Origin of the sequence: Vallitalea okinawensis (assembly GCF_002964605.1) — a bacterium.
Classification (GTDB): domain Bacteria; phylum Bacillota; class Clostridia; order Lachnospirales; family PQDH01; genus Vallitalea_A; species Vallitalea_A okinawensis.
Genome location: NZ_PQDH01000001.1, coordinates 989,213 through 1,008,704, shown reverse-complemented (window position 1 = coordinate 1,008,704; position 19,492 = coordinate 989,213). Strand labels below are relative to the sequence as shown.

At 33.6% G+C, this 19,492-nt stretch carries 19 protein-coding genes; 16 read left to right on the top strand and 3 right to left on the bottom strand.

What is annotated here, in order from left to right:
* Positions 1-69 precede the first annotated feature (69 nt).
* From C1Y58_RS04670 to murQ, 11 genes are all read left to right on the top strand, one after another.
* Positions 70-969 carry a LysR family transcriptional regulator gene (locus tag C1Y58_RS04670; protein ID WP_105614813.1) on the top strand — a complete coding sequence of 300 codons (900 nt, stop codon included), beginning with the start codon at positions 70-72 and terminating at the stop codon, positions 967-969.
* Positions 970-1,071: 102 nt separating this feature from the next.
* Positions 1,072-1,206: a hypothetical protein gene (locus tag C1Y58_RS26985; RefSeq protein WP_278286067.1), complete on the top strand. Its 135-nt coding sequence runs from the start codon at positions 1,072-1,074 to the stop codon at positions 1,204-1,206.
* Positions 1,207-1,496: 290 nt separating this feature from the next.
* Entirely contained in the window at positions 1,497-3,377 is a 1,881-nt protein-coding gene (locus C1Y58_RS04665; protein ID WP_105614812.1) for a serine hydrolase domain-containing protein, read from the top strand.
* Between the two features lie 118 nt (positions 3,378-3,495).
* Positions 3,496-4,194 carry a response regulator transcription factor gene (locus tag C1Y58_RS04660; protein ID WP_105614811.1) on the top strand — a complete coding sequence of 233 codons (699 nt, stop codon included), beginning with the start codon at positions 3,496-3,498 and terminating at the stop codon, positions 4,192-4,194.
* Complete coding sequence (locus C1Y58_RS04655; RefSeq protein ID WP_105614810.1) at positions 4,191-5,108, top strand: sensor histidine kinase; 918 nt, start codon at positions 4,191-4,193, stop codon at positions 5,106-5,108. The genes C1Y58_RS04660 and C1Y58_RS04655 overlap by 4 nt, the downstream gene beginning before the upstream one ends.
* 73 nt (positions 5,109-5,181) lie before the next feature.
* Positions 5,182-6,105, top strand: a complete 924-nt coding sequence (locus tag C1Y58_RS04650; protein WP_242985325.1) for an ATP-binding cassette domain-containing protein — start codon at positions 5,182-5,184, stop codon at positions 6,103-6,105.
* Positions 6,098-6,829, top strand: a complete 732-nt coding sequence (locus C1Y58_RS27230) for an ABC transporter permease (RefSeq protein WP_105614809.1) — start codon at positions 6,098-6,100, stop codon at positions 6,827-6,829. The genes C1Y58_RS04650 and C1Y58_RS27230 overlap by 8 nt, the downstream gene beginning before the upstream one ends.
* Positions 6,830-7,206: 377 nt before the next feature.
* On the top strand, positions 7,207-8,811 hold the full coding sequence (locus C1Y58_RS04640) for an extracellular solute-binding protein (RefSeq protein WP_170311517.1): 1,605 nt from the start codon (positions 7,207-7,209) through the stop codon (positions 8,809-8,811).
* A 77-nt stretch (positions 8,812-8,888) separates the two neighbouring features.
* Positions 8,889-9,827: an ABC transporter permease gene (locus tag C1Y58_RS04635; RefSeq protein WP_105614808.1), complete on the top strand. Its 939-nt coding sequence runs from the start codon at positions 8,889-8,891 to the stop codon at positions 9,825-9,827.
* A gap of 10 nt (positions 9,828-9,837) precedes the next feature.
* Positions 9,838-10,707, top strand: a complete 870-nt coding sequence (locus tag C1Y58_RS04630; RefSeq protein WP_105614807.1) for a carbohydrate ABC transporter permease — start codon at positions 9,838-9,840, stop codon at positions 10,705-10,707.
* A gap of 18 nt (positions 10,708-10,725) precedes the next feature.
* Positions 10,726-11,631: an N-acetylmuramic acid 6-phosphate etherase gene (gene murQ / locus C1Y58_RS04625; RefSeq protein WP_105614806.1), complete on the top strand. Its 906-nt coding sequence runs from the start codon at positions 10,726-10,728 to the stop codon at positions 11,629-11,631.
* Between the two features lie 49 nt (positions 11,632-11,680).
* On the opposite strand, the gene C1Y58_RS04620 is transcribed toward murQ, so the two are convergent.
* Positions 11,681-12,538, bottom strand: a complete 858-nt coding sequence (locus C1Y58_RS04620; protein WP_105614805.1) for a MurR/RpiR family transcriptional regulator — start codon at positions 12,536-12,538, stop codon at positions 11,681-11,683.
* 24 nt (positions 12,539-12,562) lie between these two features.
* Positions 12,563-13,747 (bottom strand): anhydro-N-acetylmuramic acid kinase, encoded by a 1,185-nt coding sequence (locus C1Y58_RS04615; protein WP_105614804.1) that lies wholly within the window; start codon positions 13,745-13,747, stop codon positions 12,563-12,565.
* A gap of 91 nt (positions 13,748-13,838) precedes the next feature.
* Here C1Y58_RS04615 and C1Y58_RS04610 point away from each other — a divergent pair, with 91 nt between their 5' ends.
* The 4 genes from C1Y58_RS04610 to C1Y58_RS04595 are packed head-to-tail and all read left to right on the top strand — an operon-like array spanning position 13,839 to position 18,035.
* Positions 13,839-14,984, top strand: coding sequence for an exo-beta-N-acetylmuramidase NamZ family protein (locus tag C1Y58_RS04610; RefSeq protein ID WP_105614803.1), 1,146 nt, complete (start codon positions 13,839-13,841; stop codon positions 14,982-14,984).
* Between the two features lie 14 nt (positions 14,985-14,998).
* Positions 14,999-16,546, top strand: coding sequence for a beta-N-acetylhexosaminidase (gene nagZ, locus C1Y58_RS04605; RefSeq protein ID WP_242985324.1), 1,548 nt, complete (start codon positions 14,999-15,001; stop codon positions 16,544-16,546).
* Positions 16,547-16,590: 44 nt separating this feature from the next.
* Positions 16,591-17,511, top strand: a complete 921-nt coding sequence (locus tag C1Y58_RS04600; RefSeq protein ID WP_105614801.1) for an N-acetylglucosamine kinase — start codon at positions 16,591-16,593, stop codon at positions 17,509-17,511.
* A gap of 17 nt (positions 17,512-17,528) precedes the next feature.
* Positions 17,529-18,035 carry a GNAT family N-acetyltransferase gene (locus tag C1Y58_RS04595; RefSeq protein WP_105614800.1) on the top strand — a complete coding sequence of 169 codons (507 nt, stop codon included), beginning with the start codon at positions 17,529-17,531 and terminating at the stop codon, positions 18,033-18,035.
* An 88-nt stretch (positions 18,036-18,123) separates the two neighbouring features.
* Here the strand turns inward: C1Y58_RS04595 and C1Y58_RS04590 are convergent, their stop codons facing one another.
* Entirely contained in the window at positions 18,124-18,516 is a 393-nt protein-coding gene (locus tag C1Y58_RS04590) for a VOC family protein (RefSeq protein ID WP_105614799.1), read from the bottom strand.
* A 154-nt stretch (positions 18,517-18,670) separates the two neighbouring features.
* Between C1Y58_RS04590 and C1Y58_RS04585 the strand changes: the two genes are divergently transcribed.
* Positions 18,671-19,456 carry an AraC family transcriptional regulator gene (locus tag C1Y58_RS04585; protein ID WP_105614798.1) on the top strand — a complete coding sequence of 262 codons (786 nt, stop codon included), beginning with the start codon at positions 18,671-18,673 and terminating at the stop codon, positions 19,454-19,456.
* Positions 19,457-19,492 lie beyond the last annotated feature (36 nt).

The window sequence follows — 19,492 nt, the reverse complement described above, 5'->3', positions numbered from 1 at the left end:
ATTATATTACTTTTGTTGATATAATTGAAATACATATTAGTTATAGATGTCATAACAGGGAGTTATAGTATGAGTATGGAAATGGAGTTATATAGAATATTTTATATAGTAGCAACACATAAGAACATATCTAGAGCTGCGGAGGCTTTGTTTATTAGTCAGCCAGCTTTGAGTAAATCTATAAAGAAATTAGAAGAAAAAATGGGGTGTAAGCTTTTTATTAGAAGTTCAAGAGGTGTAGTTCTTACAAAAGAAGGTGAAATTCTTTTCAATCATGTTGAAAATGCTATGAGCGAATTATTAAAGGGTGAAAATATCATTCATAAACTAATTAATAATGAAAAAGGACTCATAAGAATTGGTGTGAGCAATGCACTTTGCAAGTATTTTCTTATTCCTCATTTACGATCTTTTCATGAGGAGTTTCCTGATATTAAAATATTGGTAATCAATAAAACCACTAATGATACATTGGAAATGCTTGATAATGGTGAGATAGATTTTGGGATTGTAAGTTTTCCTTTCATGCATAGTGGATATGAATATACAGAATTAATGAAAATACATGATATTTTTGTTACTAAAAAAGTATATTATAATGAGTTGGATCAAGTGGTATCAATATATAATTTATCAAGATATCCTATTATGCTTTTAGAGCCGGATAATATAACAAGACAATATTTAGATAAATACTTCTTGGATAATAAGATTGAAATAGAGGCTGAAATAGAGATAGGTAATATGGAGTTTTTAATAGAATTTGCAAAAATAGGGCTTGGCATATCAGCTGTAATCAGAGAATTTGTGAAAGATGACTTGGAAGAAGGGATTTTAAAAGAAATACCTGTGAATCCAGCTCCGGTCAGCAGGTCAATTGGTATTGTTACTCACAAGAATATCCCAGTCTCCATTGCATCTCAGTCTTTTATCAGTTATCTAATTAATAAGAGTAATATGAGAAACTAGCTGCAGTTTTCCTATATTTCTAATCAATTAGACTATAAGTGCATTTTATAAAAAATAATTATAACTAATAAAAAAATCAACGGGGGCATTGCTTATGCACACATGCAAAAAGCTTTTGAATTAAAAAATAGAACAGGAGCAGTAAAAGTCAGACTTTATACCAACAATCCTATAGCTCAAAAACTATATGAGAAATGTGGCTTAGAAGTTAAAGAAACTGCTGTATTCATGGAATAGGAAATAACCCACGAACACTTTTATGGTGATTGTGGGTTCTAATTATGTGCACTTAGCTTAAACAAGGGTGTCCATCGTGAGGTGCAATCTGAAGGAAGTTGACGGGAAAAACTCTGGCTCTAGGTACACGAATCGCATGTGAGGTTATAAAGGGTATATATAAAGTTAAGAAATGTGTAAGGAATGTGTTATAGAGAATTAAGGACTATGCTTTATGATTAAGTATAGTTCTTTTTACAATTAGAAGAAAAACGTTGGGAAGAGGGCAAAATGTAAATAGGAGTGAATTTATGAAATTTGTAAGGAAAATGATAGGCGCATTAATGATTACGACCTTTATTTTGATCACGTGTAATAATATTGTATATGCACAAACTTTGGATCAATCTGTTGAAGCTTTTGAAAAAATGACAGATGATTATATGAAACTGGTTTTGGAAGAGTATAAGGTTGCGGGAGTAGCCATTTCAGTTGTAAAAGATGGTAATGTGTTTTTTGAGAAGGGTTATGGTTATATGGATGTAAAGGGGAAATTACCTGTAACTTCAGATTCAACAGCATTTCAAATAGCTTCTGTCTCAAAGTTATTTACAGCTACAGCTGCTATGCAGATGGTCCAACAGGGAAAATTATCCCTTGATGAAGATGTTAATCAATATTTAACAGCATTTAAAATAAAAAATCCTTATTCCAAGCCTGTTACATTGAGGTATCTTTTAACTCATACAGCAGGATTTGACTATTGGGTGCCGCTATATCTGAAAACAAAAGGGGGTGAATTTTTTGACGAATTAGAACCCTTAGAAGAAATATTGAATAAAGGTATGCCTGAGGTTATTAGAGAGCCAGGAACTTATTGCCAATATAGCACTTATGGTATGTCTCTAGCAGGGTATTTGGTTGAAGTAGTGTCTGGAATGTCTATTGAAGACTATATTACTAAAAATATATTAGAGCCTCTTGATATGAATCATTCATCTTACAGATTAAATATGGACATTATCGACAATATGTCAAAGCCTTATAAATATAAAGAAAACAAGTATTTAGAAGATAATTATACAGTAATGAGCAATCATCCTAGTGGATCCATATGTGCGTCAGCATCGGATGTAGCACAATTTATTATTATGCATCTTAATAAAGGTGAATACAAAGGAAATAGTTTATTAAATAGAAGTATTGCTAGTAAGATGCATCAACATGAATATCCTAAGGATGAACGGTTGACAGGCTTTGGTCTAGGTTTTTTTGAAACAATAAGGAATGGTCATAGAACCATCGAACATGGAGGATACTTACCACCTTTTTCATCCAAACTAACCATGCTCCCAGAAGATAATATTGGGATGTTTATTGCAATTAATACAGATTCAAAAAAAAGTAGTAAAGTATGCAATGAGTTTGTGGATAAATTCTATGATTTTTTTACGAGTAAACCTAAAAACGAGATAGTAAAAAAATATATCCCCTTAGATATAGATGTTAACAAAGTAAAGGGTAATTATATATTTGAAGGATATGGACGTAACGATTTAACAAAATTAAAATCAGTTCTATTGACTTGTAACATTCAATGTGATAATAATGATAATCTGGTTTTCGAAACAAGTAATATGACATGTCACTATAAATATGTAGGAGAAGGTCTTTTCTATAGTGAGAAATACAATACTTATTGTAAGTTTTATGAAAATCATGGTAAAATGTTCATTTCAATATTAGGTTTTGACTATGAGAAAGCATCCGATACTAATGTAAAACTATTTAAAATGGTAATAATTACTTTGCCTTTAATATTAATTACTTTTCTTATGACGGTGATTTCAATCATAAGAAAGAGAAAAATTCATGATAAGGAAACTTTAATCCTTAAAAGTTTATTAAGTCTATCATGTATATTTATCATGATGTATTATGGTTTAAATGGTGTTATGGCAATAAAATCTATGATGGCAGATACCTTCATTGTTTTTAATTTCATCATTCCATTAATTAAGACGGTATGTTATCTATTAGTACTATTTACAACAATGGTTATTATTTTTATCATAAGAGAATGGACTAGGAATAAATTTTTGTTAAGATCAAAGATTTTTTATTCAGTGATTGTTATTACTATAGGCATTCATCTTGTGTTTATGTATATAATGAATGGTTTTAAATTATAAAATCGTCTTAGATACAATTTATATGGATTAAGGGATTGGATACTTCAATGAAGTGTAGTAAAATAATAGTAGATACAGATATAATTTGCAACTATCTAAATAAAAAAGAGTGATAAACATGGGAAAAGTAAAAATATTAGTTATTGAAGATGATGAAACCATCAATAAGATGATATCTTGTGCGCTGATTAAAGAAGGCTATGATGTATATAGTGCTTTTAATGGACAAGAAGGATATGATATATGGAAGAAACATGACTATTCATTAATTATTCTGGATATTATGTTACCTATTATAGATGGGATAGAAGTTATGAGAAGAATACGTCAAGAAGGTAATATTCCAATTTTAATCGTGTCAGCTAAAGTTGAAGAAAGTGATAAAATAATTGGATTAGGATTAGGTGCTGATGATTACCTAATTAAACCCTTTTCTTTGGGAGAATTACAGGCGAGAGTGAAAGCTCATTTAAGACGTTACCTCTACTTTAATGAGCAACAAAGAGTGAATAACCAAATACAATATGGTGATATCACTCTATATATTGACACGTATACGGTTGAAAAAAATGATGAACTCATTAAGTTAAGAGCAAAAGAATATCAATTATTAAAGCTTTTTTTAGAGAATTCTAGCAAGGTTTTTACGAAAGCACAGATATTTAACGCTGTATGGGGAGAAGAGTATATGGGAGATGATAATACGGTTATGGTTCATATTAGACGTCTTCGAAATAAAATAGAGGATGATCCAAGTAATCCCAAGTATATCGAAACAATGTGGGGAATTGGCTATCGATTAGGTGAATTAAAGTGATTTATATACTAATTGTAATAATCATAATCATAGGTAGTTTTTATTTACATCAAAGTATATCATTAAATAAGATATCAAAAGACTTGAAAGAAGTTATACATGGCAACTTTAATAAGCGATTGACTGTCTATAGCTATAATAAAGCAATAACAGATTTTGTTTCAGATATTAATCAATTATTAGATGAATTTCAGACAATAGTCAGTATGAATAAGAACTACGAAGAAGACAGAAAACGAATGATAGCTAATATTTCCCATGATTTTCGTACGCCTCTAACATCTATGTTAGGATATATTGAAATGATAAGAAAAGATGAAAATATTCATGAGGAAGAAAAAAGAGAAAATTTATATATTATTGAAAATAAGTGTCAAACACTAAGAGCGCTGATAGAAGAATTTTTTCTATTATCAAAATTGGATTCTGGTGACGTTATAGTTGAATATAATAGGGTGGATATAGCTGAAATATTGAGACAAAATATATTACTTCATGTAAAAGAATTTGAACAACAACATATAAAACCGGTTATTAACATTCCTGATAAAAATATCTATATGAAAGGCGATGAAAAGGCACTCAATAGAATTTTACAGAATATTATTTCAAATTGTATCAAATATGGTGGAGAGGGAGAAGTTATAGGGTTTAATCTTTATGACAATGAAAGTAGGATTACCATAGAAATTTGGGATAGGGGAAAAGGTATTGGTTCAGAAGATATTCACTATATTTTTAATCGCTTATATACCTCAGAAAGGTCCAGAAATAAAAATTTTCAAGGTAATGGTATAGGACTAACCATTGTTAAAGAATTGGTTGAAAAATTAGGTGGAGACATTCAGGTTCAAAGTGAACCCTATAAAAAAACTGCTTTTATCATTCGTTTACCTAAGCTAAAAATTGTATGAGAGGTACTAAGGTGTTAAGGACTATGTTATAAGGATAGAAGCATAGTCCTTACAATTGTAACGAGGTGATCAATTGGAAGAAGATTATGAAATAAAAACCTGCAAATTGACAAAAGTATATAAGAAAAAAGCAGTTGTTAAGGGCATAGATATGCATATAAAAAAGGGAGCGATTTATGGTCTTATTGGACAAAATGGAGCTGGAAAAACAACGGTTTTAAAAATGTTGGCGGGATTAGTTAAACCAACTGAAGGTGAAATAGAAGTATTTGGACATCAACATCTAAAGAAGAAAGTGTATAGAAGAATGGGTTCTATGATACACTTACCTACATTTTATACTAATCTAACAGCTATAGAGAATCTGAACATCCACAGGAAAATGATAGGTATAACAAATAAGGAATATATTGCAGAAGCCCTTGATAAGGTGGGACTTGAAAAACAGTATTGGGATGCACCAATAAAAAAATATTCAAGAGGTTTAAAACAACGCTTGGGCATAGCTAGAGCCATTCTGCATAAGCCAGAATTAATAGTCTTAGATGAACCTATTAATGGATTAGATCCTAATGGTATTCAATTAATTCAACAATTATTGGTAGATTTGTGTAGTCGAAAAAACATTACAATCTTATTAACAAGTCATACTTTAAACAGATTGGAAAGTATAGTTACTACAATAGGAGTCCTTCATAAGGGGGTCTTACTTGAGGAAATACAATATGAAGACTTACGACGTAAAAGTAGAAAATGTTTAAATATCAAGGTGAGTAATGATACTAGAGCATGTTATATACTAGAAAATAAAATAGGTATATATTCTTATCAAGTGGTGGAAAAAAATAAATTAATAATCTATGAAGGATTAGACCGAGCATCTGAAATTGTAAGGATGCTGATAATACACAATATTGATGTTATTGAAATATATGAAAGTAGTTATAGGCTTGAAGATTATTTTCTAGAGATTACTGGAGGAAATAAGGATGTGTAACTTACTATTGTGTGAATTTCAAAAATTAAAAAGGACATATTTATATCTTATTATCGCTGTTAGCTCATGTTCTGGACCATTGATATTAGCTTTAGCATTTATGATATCTGGTAAATCTGTAACATGGAATCAATTTATGAAAGTTAGTCATATGATAACTATTATTTTTATTAATATTTTTTTAGTGTCATTAATTATAGCTTGGGTCTTTGGACGAGAATATTTGTTGCGTCAAGAAGCTGTACTATACACCTATCCTATAATCCCAATAAACATATTAATAATAAAAGTTATTGTTATAAGTATTATAATGATAGCAGTATATACTATTCAAAGTCTTACAACAATATTATGTGGGTTACTGGTTGTTAATCAAGTTCCCCCAATAGATAGTATAATTATTAATATGAGTGTATATGTCTATTCTATGTTGTTTCATTTTATCACATTACCCATACCTATCATGATTTGTTTATGGAGTAAAAGCATGATAATGCCTCTGGTATATGGCGGACTGATAACAATAAGTAACCTACCTATTCTAGCATTGGATTTATCTATCCAATTCTATATTCCCACATTTTATTCATTAATCCCTTTAACTTTAAATAATGTATTAGGTAATACAGTAACCTTTCCATACAGTAGCAGGGTGATATGTATTCTTACATTCTTCTGTGGCGCAGTTCTGTGTATATATAAATACACTAAAAAGGATATTTAATCTAGGATAAAATACTTTTATAGCTCAAGAACTATATGAAAAATGTGGTTTAGAGGTTAAAGAAACTGCTGTATTCATGGAAAACTAAAGGATAGAACCCACACTCATTCTATGGTGATTGTGGGTTCTATTTATATATAATGAGTTGAGTTGATTTTTTAATATAAATTGTGAAGAATGCATATTCATTTTAAAGGGAAAAAAGAATTTGACAAAAATATCAAAACATATTGACGAAACTCTTTGGAAATGCTACTATACAATTATGAAAAAAAGATACATTAAATTTATAATAATATGAAATAAACTTACAAAAGGGGTTATGTATCTTATTTCAAAATCTAAATAAGGTTGAAATAATATGTGGGAGGTATTTTATGAAAAAACTACTATCACTTGTTTTGATGATGACTATGGTTATGAGTTTACTATCAGCATGCGGTCAAGAAGAAACTCCAGAAGTTAATAAAGCAACAGTTAGTGAGTCTTCAAAATCTAGTGAAACAACAGAGACAGAGAATCAAGACCCAGTAAAAATAAGAATATATTATTCTGATAATGCAACATTGCCTTTTAAAGATGATTGGTTAACGGTTACAGAAGCCGAAAAAATGTTTAACGTAGATTTTGAATTTGAGGTTATACCAATTGCTGATTATGCTACTAAAGTATCTCTAGCTTTAAATACTGGAAATAATGCACCTGATGTTGTTCTATATCAGACAACAAAAGGGGAAAATGCTTCTCTTGCTTTAAATGGAGCTTTAGTTCCAATTAGCGATTATGCAGAATATACACCTAACTTTAACGCACGTGTTGAGGAATTTGGGCTACAGGATGTTGTTGATAAATTGGAATTAGCAGATGGAAAACGATATTATATGCCAAGTCTTTTTGATATTCCTTTTTATGATGGCGGTCTTATTTTAAGAGAGGATTTCTTAGAAGCGGAAGGATTAGAGGCTCCAAAGACATTTGATGACTTATACGTGATCTTAAAAGCATATAAAGCAAAGAATCCAGACTCTTATCCACTTACCATTTTAGCTGGTCCACGTGTACTATATCGTATGACAATGCCTTCATATGGCATCAGTGTTGGTAAAAATGGTGCATCAGGAACCAATACACTTAGCTGGGATTATGAGAAACAAGAATACTTCCCTGGAGCAATTAGTGAGGGATATAAAGAGTACATAAGCTATCTTGCAAAACTATACGCAGAAGGATTACTGGACCCAGAAATGGCTGAACCTATTGATGGAGATTTATGGTCACAAAAGATGGCGACAGGAAAAGCAATGGCAACATATGCTTATTATGATCAAATTGGTGGTTTGACTGGTGCGTCAACTATAGATGGGTTTAAGCTACAGATGTATCCTTCATTAGAAGGAACGGCAGGGGCACACCATCAACCAAAGAGCAAAACTGGCTCTGGAATTATGTTCCCAGCAGCTACTGCGAAACGCGATGATTTTGAACGTGTTGTTAAAACAATTGACCAAGTGTTCTTTTCAGAAGAAGGTGCTAAATTATGGTGCCTAGGTGTTGAGGGTGTTACATATACAATGGAAGATGGCAAGATTAAATACGCTGATGAGCTTGTCAATTCAGCTGAAGGAGTCTACAAAAGCCTACAAATCAATTATGGTTGTGGATCTGATGTTACTCAGATGGTATGGATTAATGAACGTGAAATGACTAAATATGACGAGAATTATGCTCGTATAAATGGTGAAGTTGCAGCAATGGGCGATGTTATCCAAACAATTCCTCCTACACCAATGTTTGACGATTTGACTGCTGAAGATGCAGGTGTATTGCAAACGCCACTTTTCGATACTTTTGAAGTTTGGGCAGACGCTTTTATTACTGGCAAAAAAAGTGTTGAAACGGATTGGGATGCCTATGTAGAAGAAATGAAAACGTTGAGAATAGATGAGTTTTGTAAGATTTACAATGATAATTTAGGTAACTAAATTATTGTAAGAGACATAATAAAGACTACCCCTAAAGGCATTAATGGGTAGTCTTTTTAAAGACAAGGGGGAAGGTCATGGCTTTAACTGAGAATAGGACAAAAAGAGAAAATAACAGACAGAAGCATTTTAAGCGTTATTGGCAGTTATATGCAATGATGGTATTGCCGATTATATACTTCATAGTATTTAAGTATATTCCGATGTTTGGTAATATTTTGGCATTCCGTCGTTATAGACCAGGAATGGGAGCCTACGGTGTTAGCTGGGTTGGTTTAAAGTACTTTAAAATGTTTATGCAAGATCCTGCCTTTTGGAGAGCTTTTCGTAATACACTAACGATTTCATTAGGAAACTTGATAATTAATTTTCCTATCCCAATTATTTTTGCCATTTTATTAAATGAAGTGCACCATGTACGTTTCAAAAAAGTGGTTCAAACTGTTTCATATATGCCTAGATTTATATCAACAGTAGTCGTTATTGCGATTTTAAGTGAAATGCTATCACCAAGTTCAGGACTGTTGAATATGTTTTTGCAGAATACCTTTGGCATAGAACCGATCTATTTTATGAATGAACCTCAGTATTTTAGATGGCTCTATATATTAACGGATACTTGGCAATTTACAGGTTGGACAGCAATCATCTACCTTGCGGCTATTACAGGTATTAGTGCAGACCTATTTGAAGCAGCTCGCATTGATGGAGCTAATCGGATACAGCAAATTTTCTATGTAACCATACCATCCATTATGCCAACGATTATGGTCTTGTTGATATTAAATGTTGGAAGAATGCTAAGTCTAGGGTTTGAAAAGGTACTACTAATGTACACACCATCAAATTCACAGGTTAGTGATATTATTGATACTTTGGTTTATCGCACCGGACTTGCTAATCAAAATTATTCATATGCAACTGCCATAGGATTGTTTAGCGGTATAATTGGTATAATATTGGTTTCATCATCAAATGCCATCAGTAAGAAACTTACTGGTGACGGCATTTACTAGGAGGTGCTTTATGAAAAGATATCATACTAAAGGTAATATTATATTTGACTCCATTATTTATGTCGTCATGATACTTGTACTGCTATTGTGCTTAATGCCGTTTATTTATATGTTGGCAGTTTCTCTTTCAGATCCCAATGCAATTATAAATAATAAAGTTTCATTTTTTCCTATAGGACTTAATTTTGAAGCCTATAAGCAGATTTTTACATATCCGAACTTTTTTAAGGCTTACGGAAATACTATTTTTTATACTGTTGGAGGAACATTAATCTCTTTAATAATGACATCTTTGTTTGCATATCCTCTTTCTAAGACAGTGTTGGCTGGACAAAAAGTTGCTATGAAAATGGTAGTATTTTCAATGTTTTTTTCAGGTGGATTAATACCTAACTATTTATTGATTTCAAATTTAGGCCTTACTGGAACACGATTTGCTATGTTACTTCCATTTGCAATAAATCAGTTTAATCTTATTATACTCATTAATTTTTTCAAATCGATTCCTACAGAGATTGAAGAAGCTGCCCTTATTGATGGATTAGGATACTTTAAAATATTAGGAAAAATAGTTGTTCCACTTTCAAAACCTGCTTTAGCAACCATAGGGTTATATACAGCTGTATTTTTCTGGAATGACTGGTTTAATGGATTGATTTATCTGAATACAAGTCAGTTTCCTGTGATGCTCTTTTTAAGAAATATTGTTAATGGAACCTCAATGATTGGAGATGCAGCAGGTTCGGCAGATAAAGCCACTATTGCAATCTCAATAAAATCAGCAGTTATTATAACATCCACATTACCAATTATAATTTTATATCCTTTCTTACAAAAATATTTTGTTAAGGGTCTTACTGTAGGCTCAGTGAAAGGTTAACAAGATGAGGTGAAGACAATGGTTAAGCTAAATACAATAGAAACTGAACAAAAAAATGAACGGACTAAAAATATAGATCGCCTGACAACGAAAGAAATCTTACAGTTGATGAATGAGGAAGATATGAAAGTAGCTTTTGCTGTTCAAAAGGAATTAGACCATATAGTGGAAGCAGTAGATGTTATCTATGAGAAAATAGTGAATGGTGGCAGATTAATCTATTGTGGTTGCGGAACTTCTGGACGATTGGGGATTTTAGACGCTGCAGAATGTCCACCTACTTTTGGAACAGAGCCAGAATTAGTTCAAGCATTGATAGCTGGGGGTCCAGGTGCTATTATGCAGGCGGTAGAAGGCGCTGAGGACGATTATGAACTAGGTATAAAGGATTTACAGGCCATTAGCTTTAGTGATAAAGATGTGTTAGTAGGAATCGCAGCAAGTGGTAGAACACCCTATGTCATTGGAGCAGTTACCTATGCCAACAGAATTGGAGCAAAAACCATTGGTTTGACATGCTCTAAGGAAGCAAAATTAGGAATTATTACAGATGTTTCAATTACCCCATTACCCGGAGCTGAGGTTATAACGGGATCTACACGGTTAAAAAGTGGAACAGCACAAAAGATGGTTTTAAATATGTTAAGTACATCTGTTATGATTAAGCTAGGGAAGGTATATGGCAATTTAATGGTAGACGTAAAAGCAAGTAATGAAAAGCTAATCGAGCGCACTGTTTCCATTGTAAGAAGTACAACTGGTGCTGATGATTTGGAGGCAAGAGAAGTATTAAAAGAATGTGGCTATTCAGCCAAAACAGCTATTGTCATGATCATGTGTCATATGACAGCAGAACAAGCAGAAGACGCTTTGAAAAGGGCAGAGGGACACATTTCAGGTATTATTGAAGATGAGATAAACTGATTGATATTAAAAGCCTTTAAATATGCTAAAGGCTTTTAATCATTAAAAATTACATCTTATGCTTACGGCATACTTCATAACTTTCTTCAAGGTATTTTTCTACATCATTATAGTTTTTATTGGCTAAGCATGTAAAAAGTAAATCTACCACAGTTAATTGTGCAACTCGACTGCTCATAGCTCCGCTTCGGTGGTCGATTTCTGGAGCTGAAAGGTATATAGCATAGTCTGAATCAGCAATTAAAGGGCTTTTGGTATACTTTGTAATAGCTACTGTAGGACATTTAGATTTTTTGGCCATTGATAATATTTCGAGCATTTCCTTCGTGTTTCCAGAGTATGAGAATATAAGAGAGATCTCATCTGGACCAGTATTAGCTCCATAAGTTAATTGGGTATGGGTATCATAACTAAAACATGCATTCTTATTAATACGTAAAAGTTTATTATAGAAATCATTGGCAACCAGAGCTGAAGCACCTGCTCCAAATAACTTAACACATTTGGCATTAGATATGAGCTCCACTATTTTAGAGAGGGATTCTGTATCTATTAATGTCATCGTATCTTCAACAGCTTGAATAGTGGTGCTTTTTATGGTATTGCACATCTGTTCAATTGTACTGTACTGCTTGATATCGGAAAAATCATGAGGGGCTGCAGTTTCTTCACTGGTATTATTGAGTTCTTGAAATAAGTTCCGTTTTAAATCCTTTAAGCCATCAAATCCAATGGCTTTGCAAAAACGAATCCAGGTTACCTGACTGACACCAGACTCTTTGGCCAATTGTGCGATAGGACTTGAGAAGATACTTTCTATATTATTTAAAAAGTATGTGGCAACCTTTCTTTCAGAATTATTTAAAGAATCCATGATGCTACGGGTTTTTACTTCAATATTAGTCATTATTATTACCTACTTTCATTCGTATTAAAAAGAGATCTTGCCCATAACCACCCCGTGTCTAGCACCAGTAGCAGTTGGGACATTATTATTTATACCTTGTATTGTTTCGTTGGCCAGCACTGCAAAAGCAATAGCTTCCTTGGCATTACTGTCAAGACCAATATCCTCATTAGTAATCACATGACAATTAGGTAGACATGATTTTATATACCTCAGAAGAGTCTTATTATGGCTACCACCACCTCCAACGATTAAATTTTCAGGTAGTGATGGAAGATATTTTGTTACATTGATTTCAATAGCTTTGGCGGTGAACATGGTTGTAGTGGCGACTAAATCAGAAAATGAAAGATGATAATCCTGTGCTTTTCTATGAAGTTGGGCAACAAATTGTGCACCATAATATTCTCTCCCTGTTGTCTTAGGAGGCTTGCTATGGATGTATGGGTCATCAAGGAGCCAGTTTAACAGCTCAGGATGGACATGGCCACTTGCTGCTATTTGACCACCTTCATCATAGTTTTTTTCATTAGATGTATGTAGAGCTATAAGGGAATCGATGATCATATTACCTGGTCCAGTGTCAAAGGCAAGAATATTGCTCATATCACAATCATGAGGTAAATAGGTGATGTTACCTATCCCACCGATATTTTGTAAAGCAATGTTTTTTCCTGGTACACTGTAAAGGAGATATTCTGTATAGGGAACAAGAGGAGCACCATAACCACCGGCAGCCATATCACGAACACGAAAATCTGCTACAACAGGGCAGCCAATGACTTCGCTAATAACTGCGGATTCACCGATCTGTAAAGTAGAAGTAACAGAATGAGAAAAATATTCTTCTGAATTGGGTTGATGGTAAATAGTATGTCCATGACTACCGATAAAGTCAATAGCTGATGGAGGAATATGGGCCTTCTCGCAGACAGCTAAACAAGCTTCTGCTGATAGTTGTCCTAATAAAAAATTAGTCTTTGAGATTGCATAACTTCCACCAAAAGAGCCAGAAGCAATATTTAATAATTCTACTTTTAGATCATTAGCATATGGTATGGTGATGAATTCTAATAATTTAACCTTGGTATCTGTTGCAAAACCATCTAATTGAACAAGTGCAGCATCAATACCATCGGTACAGGTTCCGCTCATTAAACCAATAGCAATCCGTGTTTTCTTGCCCAGGAGTGAATGAAGATTTTTCATATTTGTAAAACCCCTTCTGAAATATTATTACGAAAATTAATGAATCATATGTTACTATTTAACAATAAAAATGAGGAGATGTCAATATATTATGATATTAAAAGGAATTGACCGTATAAGAGAGTATGATCATCTTTTTAAAAATAAAAGACTAGGGCTAATTACTTCAATTTCTGGTGTAAATAATGAACTCCTATCAACCATAGAGATTTTACATGAGAACTATCGATTAAATGCTCTATTTGCTCCTGAACATGGTGTTCGGGGTGATAGAGGGGCGGGACAGTTTGTTGATACATACATAGATGATGCGACAGGAGTAACAGTATATAGCTTGTATCGAAAAGATTCTAAAAGACTAACAGAAGGAATGTTGAATGAGGTAGATGCTGTTGTCTATGACATACAAGATTTAGGGGTAAGGTATTATACCTTCATCTCCACATTAATATATGCTTTAGAGGATTGTGCTACCCATGGAAAAGAGGTCATTATCCTAGATAGACCAAATCCTTTAGGTGGTGTTAAGTTAGAGGGGAATGTTCTTAAAAACCAGTTCAAAAGTTTTGTAGGGACTTATCCATTAGCCACAAGGTATGGTTTGACAGTTGGAGAACTAGCCAACATGGTCAATGAAGAACAAAACATAGGCTGTCATCTAACTGTGATTCCATGTAGGGAGTGGAGAAGAGAAATGCTTTTTCACGAGACAGATCAAACATGGGTAATGCCTAGTCTTGGCATACCTCGCTTTGAAACAGCTCTCTTGTATGTAGGTACTTGTTTGTTGGAGGGAACCAATGTTTCAGAAGGAAGAGGTACATCATGTCCCTTTGAAATACTTGGAGCACCCTACATCAATGCTGAAAAGTTGGTTAAACATCTGAGAGAAAAGAATTTAAATGGAGTGGGATTTACACCAGTTTATTTTACGCCAACTAGCTCCAAACATAAAGGTGTTTTTTGCCAAGGTGTTCACATACATATGACTGATTATAAAGAGTTTGAAGGTTATAAAACAGGTCTTGTGATAATCGAGAGTTTAAAGAAGATGTATCCGGATTCTTTTGCATTATTACCACCTTTTAAGGAAAACAGTAAGCCCTTTATTAGCCTTTTGTCTGGAAATGATTATTTTGAGAAAAATGATTGGACCAGTGAAGATATTCTTGAAAAAAATGATAAGGATTTAATAGCATTTAGAAAGCGTAAAGAAAAATACCATTTATATGAATAGGAGAGATGGAAGGTATGAACTTAACATTAAGGGAGAAGGTAGGGCAACGTCTTGTAGTTGGGATATCGGGGACCACTATTGATCATGTAACAGAGGAATTAATTAGTAAGTATAAAATTGCTAATATTATACTCTTCAAAAATAACATTGAAAGTAACAACCAACTGAAAGAACTATGTGAAAACCTTCAAAGGTTAGTTAAAAAACATACTGGGAGAGGAGCTTTTATAACAATTGATCAAGAAGGGGGTATGGTGACTAGGTTGGCAGAGGATGCTGTTAATATGCCGGGGGCAATGGCTATAGCAGCCATTGGAAATCCCAAAAATGCTTATGAAGCTGGCAAAATTACTGGCGGTCAATTAAAATCATTAGGAGTCAATTTTAATTTAGCACCAGTAGTTGATATTAATTCCAATAGGGATAATCCAGTTATAGGCGTTAGGAGTTATGGTGATTGTCCAGAAAATGTAGCAGAATACACAGTAGCTACGACTAGAGGTTTATTGGAGGGTGGTGTATTGGCGTCTGCTAAACATTTCCCAGGCCATGGGGATACCAATGTAGATTCACACCTTGGGCTACCTCAGATTAATAAGACCCTAGAAGAGTTAGAGAAATGTGAATTAGTACCTTTTCAAAAAGTCATCGAAGCTAACATTCCAGCTATTATGTCAGCTCATATATTATTTCCAGAGATAGAGAAAGAGCAGATACCAGCAACCATGTCCCGTGAAATCATAACAGGCTTATTAAAAGAAAAAATGGGCTATAAAGGCTTAGTGGTCAGTGATTGTATGGAAATGCAGGCAATCAAAAAATACTATGGAACAGTAGAAGGGGTGAAACGTGCTATCATGGCAGGTGTTGATTTGGTTTTTATTTCACATACAGCAGAGTTGGCACGAGAAGCTTCTGATGTGCTTGTAAATGCACTAGAATGCGGAGAACTTTCCATGGAAGAAATGGATGCATCCATAGGGAAGATTTTTGCTTGGAAGGAGTATTACGCAGATCACTTTGACACAGAAATTGGATTTGATGTGGATAAAGGTAAAGAACTTGCTTATCAATTACTTCAACAATCCATCACACCTGTTAAGATGCCATCTAAAACATTACCAGAACTAGGCAGCAATCCACTGTTTCTAGGAAGTATACCATTCAGAGCTACCAATGTATCCAATAACAATGGAGACAGCTTTAACTTTGCAGAATACATGGCAAAGAAGTTTGGAGGCAAAGGAATCATTACATCACCAGAACCAACACAGGAAGAAATTGATGAGGTCTTAAAGGGAGCTGATCATCATAGTTCCATTATGATTGGTACATATAATGGGCATCTATATAAAGGGCAGTTAGAACTTGTCAGAAAAGCAGCCGAGAAGAATAAAAATGTTATTGTCCTGGCTTTAAGAAATCCTTATGATTTAAGTGAATTACCTGAAAGTGTCTATGGCATTGCAATTTATGAATATACTGTTGATAGTCTTAGGGTCATAACAGAAATATTGGGAAAAACTTTAATTCCACAGGGTGTTTTACCGGTGCAGCTTTAATATTAAGTTGATTCAATAGAAAAGACTAAATGTGAGGTAAGTGTATGAAACAATATGTAGCGGGATGGGATGGTGGTGGAACTAAAACTGCCATCCAGATAAGAGATCTACAAGGTAACATCATTCATAATGGGTTAGCAGGACCTTTAAATTATAACAGTCAAAAGAAAGAAGACATAAGAAATACAGTGCAAACATTGATCCATGATATGGAGCGTATAGCGGGGTCATTAGATTCTTTTAGGAGTCTATGCATATCAACGGCTGGTGTTAGTAACAAAGAGGCAATATCAGTTATAGAAAATGAGGTACGAAATACTGGCTTTAAAAGTAAGTTACTGATCGTCGGCGATCAAGAGGCAGCATTGTATGGAGCTATGGGAAGACCAGAAGGAATGGTACTCATAAGCGGTACAGGATCCATATGTTTTGGCAAAAATCATAAGGGTAAGACTTTTCGTTCTGGAGGATGGGGTCATCTCATTGATGATGAGGGTAGCGGGTATGCAATTGGTCGTGATATATTGACAGCTGCAGTTAGAAGTTACGATAAAAGAAGTCAGGAATCTATACTTTTGAATGCAGTTCTCCATGCTATTCATGGGGAAACGATAGAAGATATTATCCATTTCACTTATAAAGAGGCAAAAAGCAAAAAAGACATTGCTGGTCTTGCACCACTATTAATACCTGCTATTGAAATGAATGATCCACAAGCAGTGGCTATATGCAATAAAGCGGCACGAGAATTAACAAAGCTTGTGGTAACTGTTGCTAGAGAACTCCAAATGGAGACAGGAGAGCTAGCTTTTTTAGGTGGCATTTTAAAACACTATCACTGCATACAAGAACAACTGAAAGAGAATTTAAGAATAAAAATGCCTCATATGAAGTTAAAAGAAGCAGAGCATGATAGCGTTGCAGGTGCAGCATTAATGGCAATAGAGAATTTAGAAATCGAATAGTGAAAGGAGATGAGATCATGGCAGATATGTTAGTTAATTTATTACAGATAGAAGATTACCAAGAAGAAGTTGACAGGCTAAAAAAAGAGGGGATAGAGATCTTTAGAGCTTTAGCACCTGATAAACATCGAATCATAGATTGGGTAAGAGAGAATTCTAGTCCTAATGCTGCTGGAGAATGCGATGTATGTTTCTCAAACCGACCGATATCCTGTTTTATAGCAGCGAAAGGAAGTAAAATCCTCGGCTATGCTTGTTATAATGCAACTGCTCCAGATTTTTTTGGACCAACTAGGGTGATAGAAGAATGTCAAGGTAAAGGTATAGGCAAAGCTTTATTATTGCGCTCATTAAATGCAATGAAAGCTGAAGGCTATATATACGCCATTATCGGAGGAATTGGACCAGCTAAGTTTTATGAAAAGTGCGTTAAAGCAGTCTTTATCGAAAGTTCTAAAGAGCATAGTGTTTATGAGCATTTTCTAGCTGGCATAGAGAAAAAAGAACAAGAGCTAAACGAATGAATAACTGTTTTATTATGAATGAAAATGGAAGTAACACTGAGTGTTAATTCAGTATTACTTCCATATATCTTGTAATCAACATGCTTGCTTAACAATAAACAATATCCCAATTAATCCCGAACTTATCAAATAAATTACCTATATAAGGTCCATAAGCCATCTTTGTTATGGGCGTATGAACACGACCACCTTCTTTCAAGCGATCAAAGATTCTGTGGGCTTCTTCCAGTGTATCCACTTCCACAGTTATATTATAAGCTTGTTTATTATAATCCAAGTCTTCTTGCGTGTCAGACATATAGATGTAAAAGTCTTGGATTTTCATTTCAGCGTGAAAGATCTTTCCGATCATACTTTCATTCTCTGTGGTATTTTCATCGTGGACATACCTAAAAAGTTCTTCACCATTAAAAATATCCTTATACAGATCAAGTGCTTCATTACAACGACCTTTCATGCGTAGATAGGTAGCAATTTTCATAGGATTTCCCCTTTCAATTTCTCTTATGCTTTTGAACGTATATTCTAAATATTCTTTATAATTATATTATATCTTATACGGATTATCATGTAAATGAGTACTCAACTTCTATGCTATAATAAAAGAAAAATAGGTATTAGCGAGGAGTGAAGGCATGGCGGCAAAGAAAGTATCTTCTGGTTCAAAACTAATCATGACTAATGGTGCAGCTCTTTTTATAGGGAGTATTTTTGATACAACACCTCATCAGCATCATGCTATACAAGTCGCTTTTGGTATAAATAGAAGCTTTGAATTGCACATAGAAAATGAACTGATACGATCGAGAGCAATCATGATTAATTCTGATATTGAACATCGATTAATAGGTAATGAAGATCAACAAGTTTTATTATTAGTGGAGCCAGAATCACGTTATGGTGAAATGATCAAGGATGTTATATCGAGTAAAGATAACATTTTAGATTATGATTCAATATTCCCTGAGGTATTCTATAGAGAATTAAAACAGTATGTTTCCTTAGTAACTATTCATATAAAGGACGTCCTCGATTTAATATTTAAATATATAAACCATGCATCAGTACCGGTAAGTGAGATGGATGAACGAATCATGTCAATTATAGAGTACATTGAAAAAAATCGACACAGTGATTTAACTATAAAAGAACTAGCCAATTATGCTTCTTTGTCAGAAAGTCGTTTACAACATTTGTTTAAAGAACAGATTGGAATAACCATAAAGCGTTATCTACTCTGGAAGAAGATGATGGATGGCATCAAAATCATAGCAAGCAATAATGATTTTACATTTTCAGCCCACGAAGCTGGTTTTTCTGACTCATCACATATAAGTAGAACTTGCAAGGAGATGTTTGGATTGACCTTATCTGATTTATTTAAGAGTAGCAGTTCCGTTCAAGTTTTTATAGAGGATTAATGATAACATGAGATTAGCCTAAGTTAGAGGAGGGTT